Here is a 15,913-nt window from a genome sequence, read left to right as displayed (position 1 = left end):
TACCACAGTAAACCGAAAAGTGTCATTCAAAGTTTTGGTTCGTTTTTTCGGTGATGCGACCTTGTTCAAGTAACGCTTGTTCTATGGTCTGTTGCAGCATCCGAATACGTTGTTCCATACTTGCCGCGTAGTCACGAGTCTTCGCTTTTTCTTGCGCTAACTCATAGCTGATATTCAATGCAGCAATGAAGACCAACTGTTCAGTATTTGTGACTCTAGTGCGTTCTTTCAGATCTTGCAACCGCTGATTCAGATCGTCTGCGGCCTGATTCAACGCATCCCTTTGGTCAGGCGGGCAGTTCACACGCAGTGAACGGCCAAAAATTTGGATATCGACGGGTTGTGCAGACATGCCACCTTCCTGCTGATTGACTGCGCTTCCTTCGTCTTCAGACCCATGGTCTGCGAAGGGGCGAACTATAGCTACCCTGATGAGAAGAGACAAGCCCTTTTCTGGTTCACCAGGGTCCAAAGTGGTAGCATATCATGAATCTTCCTCCCTTTGATGACGAATGCTTATGTCTATACAGAACGAAATGCCTGGTTACAACGAAATGAACCAGTATCTGAACCAACAAGGGACGGGTCTGACCCCTGCTGAGATGCACGGTTTAATCAGCGGGATGATTTGCGGTGGCAATGATGACAGTTCATGGTTGCCGCTGCTTCACGACCTGACGAACGAAGGCATGGCTTTCGGTCATGAGCTGGCACAGGCATTGCGCAAAATGCACTCAGCCACCAGCGATGCCCTGCAGGATGACGGCTTCCTTTTTCAGCTTTATCTGCCTGATGGCGATGATGTCAGCGTTTTCGATCGCGCTGATGCGCTGGCAGGCTGGGTAAATCACTTCCTGCTTGGTCTTGGCGTGACTCAGCCGAAGCTGGATAAAGTGACTGGCGAAACCGGTGAAGCCATCGACGATCTGCGTAACATTGCGCAACTGGGATATGACGAAGACGAAGATCAGGAAGAGCTGGAAATGTCGCTTGAAGAGATCATCGAGTACGTCCGTGTTGCCGCGCTGTTATGCCACGACACCTTTACTCATCCGCAACCGACCGCGCCAGAAGTACAAAAACCGACTCTACACTAAAAACAAAAAACGTAAGGAGAGTGTTATGAGTGATATATCCCCGCAAGAATTTCAGCGTCGCCGTCAGGCTTTGGTGGAGCAAATGCAACCCGGCAGCGCCGCGCTGATTTTTGCCGCCCCGGAAGTGACCCGTAGCGCCGACAGCGAATATCCGTATCGTCAAAACAGTGACTTCTGGTACTTCACCGGCTTTAACGAACCGGAAGCGGTGCTGGTGCTGATTAAAAGCGATGACACTCATAACCACAGCGTTCTGTTTAACCGCGTTCGCGACCTGACGGCGGAGATCTGGTTTGGCCGTCGCTTAGGTCAGGATGCCGCGCCAGAGAAACTGGGCGTTGACCGTGCGCTGGCGTTCAGCGAAATCAATCAGCAACTTTATCAACTGCTCAACGGTCTGGATGTGGTTTACCACGCTCAGGGCGAATATACCTATGCTGATGAAATCGTGAACAGTGCGCTAGAAAAACTGCGTAAAGGCTCACGGCAAAATCTCACCGCTCCGGCAACGATGATCGACTGGCGTCCCATTGTTCATGAAATGCGCCTGTTCAAATCGCCAGAAGAGATTGCCGTACTTCGCCGCGCGGGCGAAATCACCGCACTGGCGCACACCCGGGCGATGGAAAAATGTCGTCCGGGAATGTTCGAGTACCATCTGGAAGGCGAAATTCACCACGAATTTAACCGCCACGGCGCGCGTTATCCTTCTTACAACACGATTGTCGGCAGCGGTGAAAACGGCTGCATTCTGCACTACACCGAAAACGAGTGTGAACTGCGCGACGGCGACCTGGTGTTGATTGATGCTGGTTGCGAATACAAAGGTTACGCTGGCGATATTACCCGTACCTTCCCGGTCAACGGCAAATTCACTCAGGCTCAGCGTGAAATCTACGACATTGTGCTGGAGTCTCTCGAAACCAGCTTACGCCTGTATCGTCCGGGAACTTCCATTCAGGAAGTCACCGGTGAAGTGGTGCGCATTATGATTAACGGCCTGGTAAAACTCGGTATCCTGAAAGGTGATGTCGATGAACTGATCGCCCAAAACGCCCACCGCCCTTTCTTTATGCATGGCCTTAGCCATTGGTTAGGGCTGGATGTCCATGACGTAGGCGTTTATGGTCAGGATCGCTCGCGCATTCTTGAACCGGGTATGGTACTGACCGTAGAGCCAGGTCTGTATATCGCACCGGATGCGGATGTGCCAGAACAATATCGCGGTATCGGCATTCGTATTGAAGACGATATTGTGATTACCGAAACTGGCAACGAAAACCTCACCGCCAGCGTGGTGAAAAAGCCGGAAGAAATCGAAGCGTTGATGGCAGCTGCGAGAAAGCAATGAGCGTAATCATCGTCGGTGGCGGCATGGCGGGCGCGACGCTGGCGCTGGCTATTTCCCGGTTAAGTCACGGGGCGCTGCCGGTACACCTGATTGAAGCGACCGCGCCAGAGTCTCATGCTCATCCGGGCTTTGATGGACGAGCTATTGCGCTGGCGGCGGGCACCTGCCAGCAGCTGGCACGTATCGGCGTCTGGCAATCTCTGGCTGATTGCGCAACCGCCATCACTACCGTGCATGTCAGCGATCGCGGTCATGCCGGATTCGTCACCCTCGCCGCAGAAGATTATCAACTGGCGGCGCTGGGGCAGGTTGTCGAGTTGCACAATGTCGGACAACGACTGTTTGCGCTGTTGCGCAAAGCGCCAGGCGTAACGCTGCATTGCCCGGATCGCGTGGCTGACGTTTCCCGTACACAGGATACCGTTGAAGTGACGCTGGAGAGCGGCGGGACGCTGACGGGGCGCGTGCTGGTAGCCGCTGACGGCACCCATTCAGCATTAGCCAGCGCCTGCGGCGTTGACTGGCAGCAGGAGCCTTACGAACAACTGGCGGTAATTGCCAACGTTGCGACCTCCGTTGCGCACGAAGGCCGTGCTTTTGAACGTTTCACGCAATACGGTCCGTTGGCAATGTTGCCGATGTCTGACGGACGTTGTTCGCTGGTCTGGTGTCATCCACTGGAACGGCGCGAAGAGGTACTGGCGTGGAGCGACGAGAAGTTTTGCCGTGAACTCCAGGCTGCGTTTGGCTGGCGGCTGGGGCAAATTACCCACGCCGGTAAACGCAGTGCTTATCCGCTGGCGTTAACCCGCGCCGCTAAACCTATTACCCATCGCACCGTGCTGGTGGGCAATGCGGCGCAAACCCTGCACCCGATCGCCGGGCAAGGATTTAACCTCGGTATGCGTGATGTTATGAGCCTTGCGGAAACCCTGACTCAGGCGCGGGAACGCGGAGAGGATATCGGTGATTATGGCATTTTGTGCCGTTATCAGCAGCGTCGACAGAGCGATCGCGAAGCAACTATCGGTGTCACGGACAGCCTTGTACATCTTTTTGCCAACCGTTGGGCGCCGCTGGTTGTTGGGCGTAACATCGGGCTGATGACGATGGAATTATTCACCCCGGCACGCGATGTGCTGGCGCAGCGCACCCTCGGTTGGGTGGCGCGTTGAAGGCGGTTTTAAGGAATAAACAATGCAAAGTGTTGATGTAGCCATTGTTGGCGGCGGCATGGTGGGGCTGGCGGTTGCCTGCGGCTTACAGGGTAGCGGCTTACGCGTCGCCGTACTGGAGCAGCGCGTACCGGAACCTCTGGCGGCGGATGCACCACCACAACTGCGCGTTTCGGCTATCAATGCCGCCAGCGAAAAATTACTTACCCGTCTTGGCGTCTGGCAGGACATCCTCTCCCGCAGAGCCAGTTGCTATCACGGCATGGAAGTGTGGGACAAAGACAGTTTTGGTCATATCTCTTTTGACGATCAAAGCATGGGCTATAGCCATCTTGGGCATATTGTTGAAAATTCAGTAGTTCACTACACGCTGTGGAACAAAGCGCAGCAGTCGTCAGATATCACCCTGCTGGCTCCCGCAGAATTACAGCAGGTCGCCTGGGGAGAGAACGAAACCTTCCTGACGCTGAAAGACGGCAGTATGTTAACGGCGCGTCTGGTGATTGGCGCGGACGGCGCTAATTCCTGGTTGCGCAACAAAGCTGATATCCCGCTGACTTTCTGGGATTATCAGCATCACGCGCTGGTGGCGACTATTCGTACTGAAGAACCGCATATAGCTGTGGCGCGCCAGGTTTTCCATGGCGAAGGTATTTTGGCCTTTTTACCGCTTAGCGATCCGCATCTTTGCTCGATTGTCTGGTCACTGTCGCCAGAGGAAGCGCAGCGGATGCAGCAGGCCGGTGAAGACGAATTTAATCGCGCGTTAAATATCGCTTTTGATAATCGCCTGGGCTTATGCAAGGTTGAGAGCGAGCGTCAGGTATTCCCGCTGACGGGACGTTATGCGCGCCAGTTTGCCGCGCACCGTCTGGCGCTGGTGGGCGACGCCGCGCATACCATTCATCCGCTGGCGGGACAGGGCGTTAATCTCGGCTTTATGGACGCCGCAGAGTTGATTGCTGAACTGAAACGGTTGCATCGTCAGGGTAAAGACATCGGGCAGTATATTTACCTGCGTCGCTATGAGCGTAGCCGCAAGCACAGTGCTGCGCTGATGCTGGCTGGTATGCAGGGCTTTCGCGATCTGTTTTCCGGAGCCAATCCGGCGAAAAAACTGCTGCGCGATATTGGCCTGAAACTGGCCGACACGCTTCCTGGCGTTAAGCCGCAACTTATCCGTCAGGCAATGGGATTAAACGATTTGCCTGAATGGCTGCGTTAAAAATTTCTCCTCTTCTGTTTATTTGATACCCATCACACTTTCATCTCCCGGTTTTTTCGCCGGGAGATTTTCCTCATTTGAAATAAACTAATTTCACCATCAATTTCGCATTATATTTTCTAATGCTACGATTTTTTCATTGAGTGATTTTTGACATATTTTCAGTTTTTAATATTGGTTTATCCAAATCCGTTTCCTGAAAACATCATATTTATATAAAAATAAAATAAATTTCTGGTTTTTTATTTTGCTGAGATTTTTGTATTTTTTAGCCATAAGCTAATGTGATGATCAATTTTACCTTATGGTTAACAGTCTGTTTCGGTGGTAAGTTCAGGGAAAAGAGAACGATTGCGTTGGGGACCGGGAGTGGCTCCGATGCTGGGTTTCGTGGTGATAATTTCTCCATGAAAAGTTGTCAGCCCCGCTTATTCAATGAGGACAAGATGGCACAACAGACTCCTTTGTACGAACAACACACGCTTTGCGGCGCTCGCATGGTGGACTTCCACGGCTGGATGATGCCGCTGCATTACGGTTCGCAAATCGACGAACATCATGCGGTACGTACCGATGCCGGAATGTTTGATGTGTCGCATATGACCATCGTCGATCTTCGTGGCAGCCGCACCCGGGAGTTTCTGCGTTATCTGCTGGCGAACGATGTGGCGAAGCTCACCAAAAGCGGCAAAGCCCTCTACTCCGGGATGTTGAATGCCTCTGGCGGTGTGATAGATGACCTCATCGTCTACTACTTCACTGAAGATTTCTTCCGCCTCGTTGTAAACTCCGCCACCCGCGAAAAAGACCTCTCCTGGATTACCCAACACGCTGAACCCTTCGGCATCGAAATTACCGTTCGTGATGACCTTTCCATGATTGCCGTACAAGGGCCGAATGCGCAGGCAAAAGCTGCCACACTGTTTAATGACGCTCAGCGTCAGGCGGTGGAAGGAATGAAACCGTTCTTTGGCGTGCAGGCGGGTGATCTGTTTATTGCCACCACCGGTTACACCGGTGAAGCGGGCTATGAAATTGCGCTGCCCAATGAAAAAGCGGCGGATTTCTGGCGCGCGCTGGTGGAAGCGGGCGTTAAGCCCTGCGGCCTGGGCGCGCGTGACACGCTGCGTCTGGAAGCGGGCATGAATCTGTATAGCCAGGAGATGGACGAAACCATTTCTCCTTTAGCCGCCAACATGGGCTGGACCATTGCCTGGGAGCCGGCAGATCGTGACTTTATCGGTCGTGAAGCCCTGGAAGCGCAGCGTGAACATGGCACAGAAAAACTGGTTGGTCTGGTGATGACCGAAAAAGGCGTGCTGCGTAATGAACTACCGGTACGTTTTACCGACGCGCAGGGCAACCAGCATGAAGGCATTATCACCAGCGGCACTTTCTCCCCGACGCTGGGTTACAGCATTGCGCTGGCGCGTGTGCCGGAAGGCATTGGCGAAACGGCGATTGTGCAAATTCGCAACCGTGAAATGCCGGTAAAAGTGACGAAACCTGTTTTTGTGCGTAACGGCAAAGCCGTCGCGTGATTTACTTTTTTGGAGATTGATTGATGAGCAACGTACCTGCAGAACTGAAATACAGCAAAGAACACGAATGGCTGCGTAAAGAAGCCGACGGCACTTACACCGTTGGCATCACCGAACACGCCCAGGAGCTGTTAGGCGATATGGTGTTTGTTGACCTGCCGGAAGTAGGCGCAACGGTTAGCGCGGGCGATGACTGTGCGGTTGCCGAATCAGTAAAAGCGGCGTCAGACATTTATGCGCCAGTAAGCGGTGAAATCGTGGCGGTGAACGACGCGCTGAGCGATTCCCCAGAACTGGTGAACAGCGAACCGTATGCAGGCGGTTGGATCTTTAAAATCAAAGCCAGCGATGAAAGCGAACTGGAATCACTGCTGGATGCGACCGCATACGAAGCATTGTTAGAAGACGAGTAACGGCTTTAATCCTCTTCTTTGGGAGAGGATAAGGGTGAGGAAATTGTACGCCTCACCCTCACTCTCTTCGCAAGGAGAGAGGTTCACAATTCACTGCACGTTTCAGGAACCATCGCTCATGACACAGACGTTAAGCCAGCTTGAAAACAGCGGCGCTTTTATTGAACGCCATATCGGACCGGACGCCGCGCAACAGCAAGAAATGCTGAATGCCGTTGGTGCACAATCGTTAAACGCGCTGACCGGCCAGATTGTGCCGAAAGATATTCAGCTTGCGACCCCGCCGCAGGTTGGCGCACCGGCGACCGAATACGCCGCGCTGGCAGAACTCAAGGCTATTGCCAGTCGCAATAAACGCTTCACGTCTTACATCGGCATGGGTTACACCGCCGTGCAACTGCCGCCGGTTATCCTGCGCAACATGCTGGAAAATCCGGGCTGGTATACCGCGTATACCCCGTATCAACCCGAAGTTTCTCAGGGGCGCCTGGAAGCACTGCTCAACTTCCAGCAGGTAACGCTGGATTTAACCGGGCTGGATATGGCTTCGGCATCACTGCTGGACGAAGCCACTGCGGCTGCCGAAGCCATGACGATGGCGAAACGCGTCAGCAAACTGAAAAATGCCAACCGCTTCTTCGTGGCTTCTGACGTCCATCCGCAAACACTCGATGTCGTACGTACCCGCGCTGAAACCTTTGGTTTTGAAGTGATTGTCGATGACGCGCAAAAAGTGCTCGACCATCAGGACGTGTTCGGCGTGCTGTTACAGCAGGTCGGCACTACTGGTGAAATTCACGACTACACTGCACTCATCAGCGAACTAAAATCACGCAAAATTGTGGTCAGCGTCGCCGCCGACATTATGGCGCTGGTGCTGTTGACCGCGCCGGGCAAACAGGGCGCGGATATCGTCTTTGGTTCGGCGCAACGCTTTGGCGTGCCGATGGGCTACGGTGGCCCACACGCGGCATTCTTTGCGGCGAAAGATGAATACAAACGCTCCATGCCGGGGCGCATTATCGGTGTATCGAAAGATGCGGCTGGTAATACTGCGCTACGCATGGCAATGCAGACTCGTGAACAACATATTCGTCGCGAGAAAGCGAACTCGAACATTTGTACTTCCCAGGTTCTGCTGGCAAACATCGCCAGCCTGTATGCCGTTTATCACGGTCCGGTTGGCCTGAAACGTATCGCTAACCGCATCCACCGTCTGACCGATATCCTGGCGGCAGGCCTGCAACAAAAAGGTCTGAAACTGCGTCATGCGCACTATTTCGACACCTTGTGTGTGGAAGTGGCAGACAAAGCGGGCGTACTGACGCGTGCCGAAGCGGCTGAAATCAACCTGCGTAGCGATATTCTGAACGCGGTGGGGATCACCCTTGATGAAACCACCACGCGTGAAAACGTGATGCAGCTTTTCAGCGTGCTGCTGGGCGATAACCACGGGCTGGACATCGACACGCTGGACAAAGACGTGGCTCACGACAGCCGCTCTATTCAGCCTGCGATGCTGCGCGACGACGAAATCCTCACTCATCCGGTGTTTAATCGCTACCACAGCGAAACCGAAATGATGCGCTATATGCACTCGCTGGAGCGTAAAGATCTGGCGCTGAATCAGGCGATGATCCCGCTGGGTTCCTGCACCATGAAACTGAACGCCGCCGCCGAGATGATCCCAATCACCTGGCCGGAATTTGCTGAACTGCACCCGTTCTGCCCGCCAGAACAGGCCGAAGGTTATCAGCAGATGATCGCGCAGCTGGCTGACTGGCTGGTGAAACTGACCGGTTACGACGCCGTCTGTATGCAGCCGAACTCTGGCGCTCAGGGCGAATATGCGGGGCTGCTGGCGATTCGTCATTATCACGAAAGCCGCAACGAAGGGCATCGCGATATCTGCCTGATCCCGGCTTCTGCTCACGGCACTAACCCCGCTTCCGCGCATATGGCGGGGATGCAAGTGGTGGTTGTGGCGTGTGATAAAAACGGCAATATCGATTTGACTGATCTGCGCGCGAAAGCGGAACAGGCGGGCGATAACCTCTCCTGCATCATGGTGACCTATCCTTCCACCCACGGCGTGTATGAAGAAACGATCCGTGAAGTGTGTGAAGTTGTACACCAGTTCGGCGGTCAGGTTTACCTTGATGGCGCGAACATGAACGCCCAGGTTGGCATCACCTCGCCGGGCTTTATTGGCGCGGACGTTTCGCACCTTAACCTGCATAAAACTTTCTGCATTCCGCACGGCGGTGGCGGTCCAGGTATGGGACCGATCGGCGTGAAAGCGCATCTGGCGCCGTTTGTGCCGGGTCATAGCGTGGTGCAAATCGAAGGCATGTTAACCCGTCAGGGCGCGGTTTCTGCGGCACCGTTCGGTAGCGCATCCATCCTGCCAATCAGCTGGATGTACATCCGCATGATGGGCGCAGAAGGGCTGAAAAAAGCAAGTCAGGTGGCAATTCTTAACGCCAACTATATTGCCAGCCGCCTGCAGGATGCCTTCCCGGTGCTGTATACCGGTCGCGACGGTCGCGTGGCGCACGAATGTATTCTCGATATTCGTCCGTTGAAAGAAGAAACCGGCATCAGCGAGCTGGATATTGCCAAGCGTCTGATCGACTACGGTTTCCACGCGCCGACCATGTCGTTCCCGGTGGCGGGTACGCTGATGGTTGAACCGACTGAATCTGAAAGCAAAGTAGAGCTGGATCGCTTTATCGACGCGATGCTGGCTATCCGCGCAGAAATCGACCAGGTGAAAGCCGGTGTCTGGCCGCTGGAAGATAACCCGCTGGTGAACGCGCCGCACATTCAGAACGAACTGGTCGCCGAGTGGGTGCATCCGTACAGCCGCGAAGTTGCGGTATTCCCGGCAGGCGTGGCAGACAAATACTGGCCGACGGTGAAACGTCTGGATGATGTGTACGGCGACCGTAACCTGTTCTGCTCCTGCGTACCGATTAGCGAATACCAGTAATTTACTGATTCGACTATCTTCTAAAGGCGCTTCGGCGCCTTTTTACTTGCTGACAATTTGTTCAAACGTAAATATTGGCACGGTTTTCCTCCCTCTCCCTGAAGGGGCGAGGGGATTGATCGTGCGCTCTTTTGACTTTGTTATCAGCCTTAATTTATGAGGAAAAAAATGGCTATAGCACTTGTGACCGGTGGCAGTCGCGGCATTGGGCGGGCAACTGCGCTGCTGCTGGCAAAAGAAGGGTATACGGTGGCGGTTAATTATCAGCAAAACCTCCACGCGGCGCAGGAAGTGGTGAACTTAATAACTAAAGCGGGTGGCAAGGCATTTGTGCTCCTTGCGGATATTAGCGACGAAAACCAGGTTGTCGCGATGTTTACAGCAATCGACCAGCACGATGAACCGCTAGCTGCGCTGGTCAATAACGCCGGGATCTTGTTTACCCAGTGCACCGTAGAAAACCTTACCGCAGAGCGAATCAACCGGGTGCTTTCCACCAATGTGACGGGATATTTTCTCTGCTGCCGCGAGGCGGTAAAACGCATGGCGCTTAAAAACGGCGGTAGCGGCGGCGCTATCGTCAATGTTTCTTCGGTAGCCTCACGGCTGGGATCTCCGGGGGAATATGTTGATTATGCGGCATCGAAAGGGGCGATTGATACGTTAACCACCGGACTATCGCTGGAAGTCGCCGCGCAGGGGATCCGCGTTAACGGCGTGCGACCAGGGTTTATTTATACCGAAATGCACGCCAGTGGTGGCGAACCTGGACGCGTCGATCGCGTTAAGTCGAACATCCCCATGCAGCGCGGCGGACAGGCGGAAGAGGTCGCGCAGGCCATTGTCTGGCTGTTAAGCGATAAAGCCTCTTATGTCACGGGAAGTTTTATCGATTTGGCGGGCGGAAAATAAGATGGGAAAGTGGTCTGGGCGGATGCAACGCAATCGGCGTCGCATCCGTCATGTCATCTAATCAAAGTTTCTCGCCGTTGCTGGCAATCACCTCTTTGTACCAGTTGAAACTCTTCTTACGTGAACGCGACATATCACCAGTACCGTCGTCGTGCTTATTCACATAAATAAAGCCATAGCGTTTGCTGTACTGTCCGGTGGTGAACGATACACAGTCGATGCAGCCCCACGGCGTGTAGCCCATCAGATCCACACCATCGTAAGTTACCGCTTTTTTCATCTCTTCAATATGGGCGCGCAGATAGTCAATGCGGTAGTCGTCGTTGATGCTGCCATCTTCTTCCACTTTGTCGTAAGCGCCAAAACCGTTTTCGACAATAAACAGCGGCTTCTGGTAACGCTCATACAGTTCGCAAAGCGCATAACGCAGACCCACCGGATCAATCTGCCAGCCCCAGTCAGACGCTTTAACATACGGGTTCGGTACGCTGCCTTCGAAACCAGAAATCGCATCGCCGGTGCCGCCTTCGGCCTTCACCGCGTTGGTCATGTAATAGCTGAAGCCAAGATAAGCGCAGGTGCCTTCGCGCAGCACATCCAGATCGCCGTCTTCCATTTTGATGTTAAATCCGCGACGTTCCCACTCGTTCAGCACATAAGAAGGGTAATAGCCGCGTAGCTGGACATCGGTAAAGACGTAACGTTCGCGCATCGACTCCTGGGCAAACATCACATCGTCCGGGTTACAGGAGTAGGGATAGAGCGGCACCATCGCCAGCATACAGCCGACTTTCATCTCCGGGTTAATGCGACGCGCGGCTTTCACCGCCAGGGCGCTGGCGACAAACTGGTGATGCAGCACCTGGTACATGGTCTCTTCAGGATTTTCATGCTCGGTATAAACCACGCCGGAGCAGCAGTAACCGAACAGCGGCGCGCGCCAGTTACGCTGGTTGTTAATTTCGTTGAAGGTCATCCAGTATTTGACTTTGTGCTTATAGCGTTCAAATACCACTTCCGCGAAACGGACAAAGAAATCAACCACTTTACGGTTGGTCCAGCTACCGTATTGCTGCACCAGATGTAGCGGCATTTCAAAGTGGGAGAGGGTGATCACCGGTTCGATGTTGTATTTCAGCAGTTCATCGAACATATCGTCGTAAAACTTCAGCCCTTCTTCGTTTGGCTGAGCTTCATCGCCTTTGGGGAAAATGCGCGTCCAGGCGATGGAAGTACGAAAACATTTGAAGCCCATTTCTGCGAAGAGCTTGATGTCTTCCTTGTAGTGACCGTAAAAATCTACCGCTTCATGGTTCGGATAGTATTTGCCCGGCAAGACTTCTTTGGTGATTTCGCGCGGCACGCCGTGTGCGCCACCTGTCAGTACGTCACAAATACTCGGCCCTTTGCCGCCTTTGTTCCAGCCGCCTTCGACCTGATGAGCGGCAACTGCGCCGCCCCATAAGAAATCTTTCGGTAAGGTGAGTTTTTTCACTATCATAGGCTCCAGATGAGTCAATTCTTACAGGAAATAGTACCATGCAGCCAAACAACATCACTTTTTTTCAACGATTCCAGGATGACATTCTGGCTGGGCGTAAAACCATCACTATCCGTGACGAGTCTGAATCGCACTTTAAAGCTGGCGATGTGCTTCGTGTCGGGCGCTTTGAAGATAACGGCTATTTTTGCACTATTGAAGTCACTGCAACCTCAACGGTGACGCTGGATACTCTCACAGAAAAACACGCGCAACAGGAAAATATGACCCTGGCTGAATTGAAAAAGGTCATTGCCGATATCTATCCCGGTCAGACACAGTTTTATGTAATTGAATTTAAATGTCTTTAAATTGAACTCACGCCTGTTAGTTGAAATTTCGCATTTAATTTCATGATTTTTCGGAGATTAGTCTCAAATCAGAATTTATTTTAGCTAACAGGTGTTCACTGGAACTATTCTCAGTTACGCTGGAGAGGTATACACGTGCGTGTACGTTTCTCCGGAGTAAGTTATGGTTCAGAAGCCTCTCATTAAGCAGGGATATTCGCTGGCAGAGGAAATTGCCAACAGCGTCAGTCACGGTATTGGACTGGTGTTTGGTATCGTCGGGTTGGTATTGCTACTGGTTCAGGCGGTGGATGTCAATGCCAGCGCCACGGCGATAACCAGTTATAGCCTCTATGGTGGCAGTATGATCCTGCTGTTCCTCGCTTCGACGCTTTATCACGCCATTCCTCATCAACGGGCAAAAATGTGGCTGAAGAAATTTGACCACTGCGCCATTTATCTGTTGATTGCCGGAACCTACACGCCGTTTTTGCTGGTGGGGCTGGATTCTCCGTTAGCGCGCGGGTTGATGGTTGTTATCTGGAGCCTGGCATTGCTGGGGATTCTGTTCAAACTGACCATCGCGCACCGATTTAAAATCTTATCTCTGGTGACTTATCTGGCTATGGGCTGGCTGTCGTTGGTGGTGATTTATGAAATGGCAGTTAAGCTCGCGGCGGGCAGCGTTACCTTACTGGCCGTAGGCGGTGTAGTTTACTCGCTCGGGGTAATTTTCTACGTCTGCAAACGCATTCCCTACAACCATGCCATCTGGCACGGCTTTGTGCTCGGCGGCAGCGTGTGCCACTTTCTGGCGATCTATTTATATATTGGGCAGGCGTAATGGGTGTGCCTTTGTAGGCCTGAAAAGACACACCCGTGTCGCATCAGGCGATAAATGCCTGATGCGACACAGAAATTTACTCTTCCAGCGAATACGGCAGCGGCTCGATATGCAATGTATTCGCATCGTCACGAACGCGGAAAACGCTGTCCGGTTCCATGTCGTTATTCATGACTACCTGAACCACGACCTGCCCATCTTCCAGTTTGACCGCCGCCAGCACGGTTCCGGTACGACGCCAGTTTTCGCCCATTTTCAGCTCGATGTCTTCACCTGCTTCCGGCAGTCGGCTGGCGCTACCTGCCAGCAACCAGAGCGCGCGTTTGTTGGCACCACGGAATTTTGCTCGCGCCACCATCTCTTGCCCGGTATAGCAGCCTTTCTTAAAGCTGATGCCGCCCAGCGCCTGGAGATTGGTCGCCTGGGGGATAAACTGCCCGCTATTAGCCGCATCAATCACCGGGAAGCCCGCTTCAATGTTTAATGCCAGCCACTGTTGGCTATTGTTCAGTTCCGCTTCGCCGCGCAGTTTATCGGTCAGCGCACTGGCGGTAGTTTCATCGGTCACGATCAGAAAACGTTCTGCCGGGTGTTCAAACCATAGCAGGGTGGTCGCACCTTCTCTGACCACCTGTTTTTCCTTCGAAGGCAGTTCACTAAAGAGATTCGCCAGCGCGGCGCGTGCCTGAAAACCGGCAACACCAAGCAACACACGCTCGTCGTCTGGGGCGATGGTCACTTTAGAAAATACCGCATATTTTTTCAGTTCAGTAAGCTGCGACTCGCGCACGCTGCGCCGTTCAATCCATGCGAAACCGTCGCCATCGTGGAACAGACGCAAATTGCTCCACATTTTACCTTTAGCATCGCAATGTGCGGCGAGCAGGTGCTGATCTTCTGTCATCTGGCTGACATCTGCTGTCACCTGACCCTGCATATATTTTTCGCTGTCCGCGCCAGTAATGGTGGCCAGCGCCCAGTCATCAAGCGTCATCAGCGTCAACGGTAAACGGGCAGAAGCCGTAGGCTGACGGGGAGGAAAAGGTGTAAAAGCCATAATGGAGTCCTGTTTTACAAACGGCGTAATTAATGACTAATGGTAAAAGAGCTATGGGGCATTGCAAGTGCTTTCACTACGCGATCTGTGCCTTCAACCAGGCTTTGCGAGGTGACTTCCAAAAAAATGAAGCCATTGAATTGTTGTGGATTAATTTCGCGATTGTGATTGTGTTTACCGATATTCCCGCAAAAGAAGTCGAAAAACACGTTACAATAGCCAAGTACTGGATTTTCGTGAGACAGGAAGAAGATGGACATTAACAACAAAGCCCGCATTCATTGGGCATGCCGCCGTGGTATGCGCGAACTCGATATTTCAATCATGCCGTTTTTCGAACATGAGTACGACAGCTTAAGCGATGACGAAAAACGCATCTTTATTCGTCTGCTGGAGTGTGACGATCCCGATCTGTTTAACTGGCTGATGAATCACGGTAAACCGGCCGATGCAGAACTGGAAATGATGGTCCGACTCATCCAGACACGGAACCGGGAACGTGGTCCTGTGGCAATCTGATCTGCGCGTCTCCTGGCGCGCACAGTGGCTTTCCTTGCTGATTCATGGGCTGGTTGCCGCTGTTATTTTACTCATGCCCTGGCCGCTCAGTTACACCCCGTTATGGATGGTGTTACTTTCGCTGGTGGTGTTTGATTGCGTTCGCAGCCAGCGACGCATTAATGCTCGCCAGGGGGAAATTCGCCTGTTGATGGACGGGCGTTTGCGTTGGCAAGGGCAGGAGTGGAGCATCGTCAAAGCGCCGTGGATGATTAAGAGCGGCATGATGCTGCGTTTACGTTCTGACAGCGGTAAACGGCAACATTTATGGCTGGCAGCCGACAGCATGGACGAAGCCGAATGGCGGGATTTACGGCGGATATTGTTGCAACAAGAGACGCAAAGATAAAGATGACGGCAAAGCATATGCGCTAAGCCGTCAGCGACATCAGGCGTAATGCTCTGCCATTTCGTTGAGGATTTGTTCGCACCAGCTCTGAATACGCTCGTCGCTAAGGTCATACTGGTTAGTTTCGTCCAGCGCCAGCCCCACGAACAGTTGCCCGTCAGCAATCACCGGTTTCGGGCTGGTAAATTCATATCCTTCCGTTGGCCAGTAGCCGACGAACTTCACGCCTTTGGTCGAGAGTTTGTCATGCAGCATACCGAGCGCATCGAGGAACCACTCGCCGTATCCCAGTTGATCGCCAAGCCCATACAGCGCAACAATTTTACCTTCAAGGTTCAGGTCGTCGAGCTGATCCCAGACGGCTTCCCAATCCTCCTGGATTTCACCAAAATCCCAGGTCGGAATTCCCAGGATGAGCACATCGTACTGCTCCATTAATTTAGGGGAGTCGTCCTTGAGGTTATGTAAGGTCACCAGTTCTGGGCCGATAATATCGCGGATTTTTTCCGCCGCCATCTCGGTATAACAGGTGCTGGAACCGTAAAAAAGACCCATATTCATAACGTAAG

The 15,913-nt window shown here is 52.9% G+C and carries 17 protein-coding genes; 13 read left to right on the top strand and 4 right to left on the bottom strand.

The features are described from left to right. Window positions 1-22: 22 nt before the first annotated feature. Window positions 23-352, bottom strand: a complete 330-nt coding sequence (gene zapA, locus WES_RS04325; RefSeq protein ID WP_001276008.1) for a cell division protein ZapA — start codon at window positions 350-352, stop codon at window positions 23-25. A 166-nt stretch (window positions 353-518) separates the two neighbouring features. Between zapA and ygfB the strand changes: the two genes are divergently transcribed. From ygfB to WES_RS04365, 8 genes are all read left to right on the top strand, one after another. Beyond that, a complete protein-coding gene (ygfB, locus tag WES_RS04330) occupies window positions 519-1,097 on the top strand; it encodes a UPF0149 family protein YgfB (RefSeq protein ID WP_001295378.1) in 579 nt (192 codons plus the stop codon). A 25-nt stretch (window positions 1,098-1,122) separates the two neighbouring features. After that, window positions 1,123-2,448: a Xaa-Pro aminopeptidase gene (gene pepP / locus WES_RS04335; protein WP_016159671.1), complete on the top strand. Its 1,326-nt coding sequence runs from the start codon at window positions 1,123-1,125 to the stop codon at window positions 2,446-2,448. After that, the gene (ubiH, locus tag WES_RS04340) at window positions 2,445-3,623 is read left to right on the top strand and encodes a 2-octaprenyl-6-methoxyphenyl hydroxylase (protein ID WP_016159670.1); all 1,179 of its coding nucleotides are present in this window, start codon (window positions 2,445-2,447) and stop codon (window positions 3,621-3,623) included. Before pepP ends, ubiH begins: the two co-directional genes overlap by 4 nt. A 22-nt stretch (window positions 3,624-3,645) precedes the next feature. After that, complete coding sequence (gene ubiI, locus WES_RS04345) at window positions 3,646-4,848, top strand: FAD-dependent 2-octaprenylphenol hydroxylase (RefSeq protein WP_001192203.1); 1,203 nt, start codon at window positions 3,646-3,648, stop codon at window positions 4,846-4,848. A 446-nt stretch (window positions 4,849-5,294) separates the two neighbouring features. Further along, window positions 5,295-6,389: a glycine cleavage system aminomethyltransferase GcvT gene (gene gcvT / locus WES_RS04350; RefSeq protein ID WP_000068706.1), complete on the top strand. Its 1,095-nt coding sequence runs from the start codon at window positions 5,295-5,297 to the stop codon at window positions 6,387-6,389. A gap of 23 nt (window positions 6,390-6,412) precedes the next feature. Further along, entirely contained in the window at window positions 6,413-6,802 is a 390-nt protein-coding gene (gene gcvH, locus WES_RS04355) for a glycine cleavage system protein GcvH (protein ID WP_001295377.1), read from the top strand. Between the two features lie 118 nt (window positions 6,803-6,920). Continuing rightward, on the top strand, window positions 6,921-9,794 hold the full coding sequence (gene gcvP, locus WES_RS04360) for an aminomethyl-transferring glycine dehydrogenase (protein ID WP_016159669.1): 2,874 nt from the start codon (window positions 6,921-6,923) through the stop codon (window positions 9,792-9,794). A gap of 168 nt (window positions 9,795-9,962) precedes the next feature. Further along, entirely contained in the window at window positions 9,963-10,706 is a 744-nt protein-coding gene (locus WES_RS04365; protein WP_000951952.1) for an SDR family oxidoreductase, read from the top strand. Between the two features lie 61 nt (window positions 10,707-10,767). On the opposite strand, the gene bglA is transcribed toward WES_RS04365, so the two are convergent. Beyond that, window positions 10,768-12,201, bottom strand: coding sequence for a 6-phospho-beta-glucosidase BglA (gene bglA, locus WES_RS04370; protein ID WP_016159668.1), 1,434 nt, complete (start codon window positions 12,199-12,201; stop codon window positions 10,768-10,770). 44 nt (window positions 12,202-12,245) lie between these two features. On the opposite strand from bglA, the gene yqfB reads away from it, so the two are divergent. Beyond that, complete coding sequence (gene yqfB / locus WES_RS04375; protein WP_001183003.1) at window positions 12,246-12,557, top strand: N(4)-acetylcytidine aminohydrolase; 312 nt, start codon at window positions 12,246-12,248, stop codon at window positions 12,555-12,557. Between the two features lie 163 nt (window positions 12,558-12,720). Beyond that, on the top strand, window positions 12,721-13,380 hold the full coding sequence (trhA, locus tag WES_RS04380; protein ID WP_016159667.1) for a PAQR family membrane homeostasis protein TrhA: 660 nt from the start codon (window positions 12,721-12,723) through the stop codon (window positions 13,378-13,380). A 76-nt stretch (window positions 13,381-13,456) separates the two neighbouring features. Here trhA and ygfZ read toward each other — a convergent pair whose 3' ends face one another. Beyond that, window positions 13,457-14,437, bottom strand: coding sequence for a tRNA-modifying protein YgfZ (gene ygfZ / locus WES_RS04385; RefSeq protein ID WP_000886069.1), 981 nt, complete (start codon window positions 14,435-14,437; stop codon window positions 13,457-13,459). A 32-nt stretch (window positions 14,438-14,469) separates the two neighbouring features. Between ygfZ and WES_RS24150 the strand changes: the two genes are divergently transcribed. Genes WES_RS24150 through WES_RS04400 form a run of 3 tightly spaced genes read left to right on the top strand, consistent with a single transcriptional unit; the run spans window position 14,470 to window position 15,344 of the window. After that, window positions 14,470-14,700, top strand: coding sequence for a hypothetical protein (locus tag WES_RS24150; protein ID WP_000181264.1), 231 nt, complete (start codon window positions 14,470-14,472; stop codon window positions 14,698-14,700). Then, window positions 14,690-14,956: an FAD assembly factor SdhE gene (gene sdhE, locus WES_RS04395; RefSeq protein WP_000354046.1), complete on the top strand. Its 267-nt coding sequence runs from the start codon at window positions 14,690-14,692 to the stop codon at window positions 14,954-14,956. Before WES_RS24150 ends, sdhE begins: the two co-directional genes overlap by 11 nt. Next, a complete protein-coding gene (locus WES_RS04400) occupies window positions 14,937-15,344 on the top strand; it encodes a protein YgfX (RefSeq protein WP_000244781.1) in 408 nt (135 codons plus the stop codon). Before sdhE ends, WES_RS04400 begins: the two co-directional genes overlap by 20 nt. Before the next feature lie 39 nt (window positions 15,345-15,383). On the opposite strand, the gene fldB is transcribed toward WES_RS04400, so the two are convergent. Then, window positions 15,384-15,905 (bottom strand): flavodoxin FldB, encoded by a 522-nt coding sequence (gene fldB, locus WES_RS04405; protein ID WP_001055874.1) that lies wholly within the window; start codon window positions 15,903-15,905, stop codon window positions 15,384-15,386. Window positions 15,906-15,913: the final 8 nt, after the last annotated feature.

The organism is Escherichia sp. KTE31 (genome assembly GCF_000407925.1).
GTDB lineage: Bacteria > Pseudomonadota > Gammaproteobacteria > Enterobacterales > Enterobacteriaceae > Escherichia > Escherichia ruysiae.
Note: the sequence above shows the minus strand (reverse complement) of the source record. Positions and strands in the feature narration are given on the sequence as shown.

Coding starts and splice junctions, on each gene's coding strand:
- zapA (WP_001276008.1), bottom strand. CDS start 352: ATGTCTGCACAACCCGTCGATATCCAAATTTTTGGCCGTTCACTGCGT.
- ygfB (WP_001295378.1), top strand. CDS start 519: ATGTCTATACAGAACGAAATGCCTGGTTACAACGAAATGAACCAGTAT.
- pepP (WP_016159671.1), top strand. CDS start 1,123: ATGAGTGATATATCCCCGCAAGAATTTCAGCGTCGCCGTCAGGCTTTG.
- ubiH (WP_016159670.1), top strand. CDS start 2,445: ATGAGCGTAATCATCGTCGGTGGCGGCATGGCGGGCGCGACGCTGGCG.
- ubiI (WP_001192203.1), top strand. CDS start 3,646: ATGCAAAGTGTTGATGTAGCCATTGTTGGCGGCGGCATGGTGGGGCTG.
- gcvT (WP_000068706.1), top strand. CDS start 5,295: ATGGCACAACAGACTCCTTTGTACGAACAACACACGCTTTGCGGCGCT.
- gcvH (WP_001295377.1), top strand. CDS start 6,413: ATGAGCAACGTACCTGCAGAACTGAAATACAGCAAAGAACACGAATGG.
- gcvP (WP_016159669.1), top strand. CDS start 6,921: ATGACACAGACGTTAAGCCAGCTTGAAAACAGCGGCGCTTTTATTGAA.
- WES_RS04365 (WP_000951952.1), top strand. CDS start 9,963: ATGGCTATAGCACTTGTGACCGGTGGCAGTCGCGGCATTGGGCGGGCA.
- yqfB (WP_001183003.1), top strand. CDS start 12,246: ATGCAGCCAAACAACATCACTTTTTTTCAACGATTCCAGGATGACATT.
- trhA (WP_016159667.1), top strand. CDS start 12,721: ATGGTTCAGAAGCCTCTCATTAAGCAGGGATATTCGCTGGCAGAGGAA.
- ygfZ (WP_000886069.1), bottom strand. CDS start 14,437: ATGGCTTTTACACCTTTTCCTCCCCGTCAGCCTACGGCTTCTGCCCGT.
- WES_RS24150 (WP_000181264.1), top strand. CDS start 14,470: ATGACTAATGGTAAAAGAGCTATGGGGCATTGCAAGTGCTTTCACTAC.
- sdhE (WP_000354046.1), top strand. CDS start 14,690: ATGGACATTAACAACAAAGCCCGCATTCATTGGGCATGCCGCCGTGGT.
- fldB (WP_001055874.1), bottom strand. CDS start 15,905: ATGAATATGGGTCTTTTTTACGGTTCCAGCACCTGTTATACCGAGATG.